This is a genomic window from Corallococcus sp. 4LFB (assembly GCF_046520365.1).
Taxonomy (GTDB): Bacteria; Myxococcota; Myxococcia; order Myxococcales; family Myxococcaceae; genus Corallococcus; species Corallococcus caeni.
In genome coordinates this window covers 1-1,664 of the sequence record NZ_JBKGHJ010000932.1, presented here as the reverse complement: position 1 = coordinate 1,664, position 1,664 = coordinate 1, and the positions used below count along the sequence as shown (strand labels likewise).

The 1,664-nt window shown below is 71.3% G+C and carries 1 protein-coding gene and 2 pseudogenes; 2 read left to right on the top strand and 1 reads right to left on the bottom strand.

The genetic code is table 11. The features are described 5' to 3' along the window. Positions 1 to 615: pseudogene (locus ACLEQD_RS42935) on the bottom strand (hypothetical protein); the annotation flags it as partial. On the opposite strand from ACLEQD_RS42935, the pseudogene ACLEQD_RS42930 reads away from it, so the two are divergent. Further along, positions 542 to 877 (top strand): annotated as a pseudogene (locus ACLEQD_RS42930) (AgmX/PglI C-terminal domain-containing protein); the annotation flags it as partial. The pseudogenes ACLEQD_RS42935 and ACLEQD_RS42930 sit on opposite strands and share 74 nt — an antisense overlap. Before the next feature lie 59 nt (positions 878 to 936). After that, positions 937 to 1,572 carry an outer membrane beta-barrel domain-containing protein gene (locus ACLEQD_RS42925; RefSeq protein ID WP_410391727.1) on the top strand — a complete coding sequence of 212 codons (636 nt, stop codon included), beginning with the start codon at positions 937 to 939 and terminating at the stop codon, positions 1,570 to 1,572. Positions 1,573 to 1,664 lie beyond the last annotated feature (92 nt).

The window sequence follows — 1,664 nt, the reverse complement described above, 5'->3', positions numbered from 1 at the left end:
GCCCGATGGCGGCCATGGCGCCCACCATGCCCACGAATGCCACGGCCGCGCGCGGGCGCGAGGGGCGAAGGCGCCGCGCGAGCCGGCCCAGCGCGTCCACCCGAAGGCGGACAGCACCGACACGCAGAGCGCGGCCCCCACGAAGTACTTCACCGGGTAGCGGAAGAGGGAGAACGGGGGCACGTGCAGCAGCACCCAGGCCGCGGGCGCGAAGTGACGGCCCAGGCTCAGCGCCACGAGCACGAGCGCGCCCACCGCGAAGGGCCGGGCACGCCGGGGCCCCGCACGGCCCCCAGCACCGCGAACGCGCAGGGCAGCGTCCCCAGGAAGAGGCTGAGGATGAACCCACTGGTCTTCGCCCCAGTAGCTGCCCCGGGGCCAGTCCGCGAGCGGCCACAGCGCGGACAGCACCTGGGGCCACGACGTGGACCAGACGAGCCGCCAGGGCCAGTCGTCCTGCATGCGGAGAGAGCTCCGCGCGAACTCGGCGGTGGGCAGGAGCGCCACCGCGGCGAGCAGCCCCGACAGCGCGAGGCCCCCCGTCACGCGCGCCACCGCGCGCAGCATCTCCTCCACCCAGGGCACCGTGGACCGCGAGGCCGTGGCCAGGGTCATCAACAGCCACCTCAATGAGGTGCACGGCTGCTATGAACGCGCGCTGCTCAAGGACCCGGGCCTCGCCGGCAAGGTGGTGCTGGAGTGGGCCATCGGGCTCAACGGCCGTGTCGCCTCCGCCAAGACCAAGTCCTCCACCCTCCGCAACGCCTCCGTCGAGGCGTGCATCCTCAGCAGCCTGAAGGGCTGGCAGTTCCCGGCTCCCAAGGGCGGCCTCGTCATCATCACGTACCCGTTCCTCTTCAACTCGGTCGGCTACTGACGCGGGGGCACTCCCCCCACCCCACGTCGGCCCCCGCCTCCTGACAGGAAAAAGTCCCCGTGCGATTCCTCCTGCTCTCCCTCCTGTGCCTGGTGCCCGGCCTCGCGCGCGCCCAGGCCGAGGAACTCGAGAACCCCGGCACCGTCTCCGCGGTGCAGGACCGGCTCTACCGCATGCACCACGAGCTCTCGCTCGGCGTGGGCGTGCTGCCCGCGGACGCCTTCTACAAGGGGCTCATCGGCACCGTCGGCTACACGTACCACTTCAGCGACAGCGTCGCGTGGCAGGTGGGCCGCGGCACGTACAGCTACAACGTGCAGACCAGCCTGCGCAGCCAGCTGGAGCGCGACTTCGACGCGGCCCCCACCGCCACCGCCTTCGAGGACCAGGTGCAGTGGATGGTGGGCTCCGACCTCATGTGGAGCCCGCTGTACGGCAAGACGTCCTTCCTCAACTCCAACGTCATCCACTTCGAGGTCTTCCTGCTCGCCGGTGGCACGGTGGTGAAGGTGGACCGCAGCGACGGCTTCCGTCCCGCCGTCAACCTGGGCCTGGGCGTGCGCATGTTCTCCACCCAGAACGTGTCCTTCCGCCTGGACGTGACCAACAACACCGTCTTCGCGGGCGCGTCGCGCATCATCAACGTGCCCACCGTGCAGATTGGGACGGCCTTCAACTTCGGCGCCACGGAATGACGTCCCGCCCGCTCATCGTCGCCGCGCTCGCCAGCGCCGCGCTCCTCGTGTCCCCGACGGTCGCCCGCGCGGCGCCGGAGGCGGGCACGCTG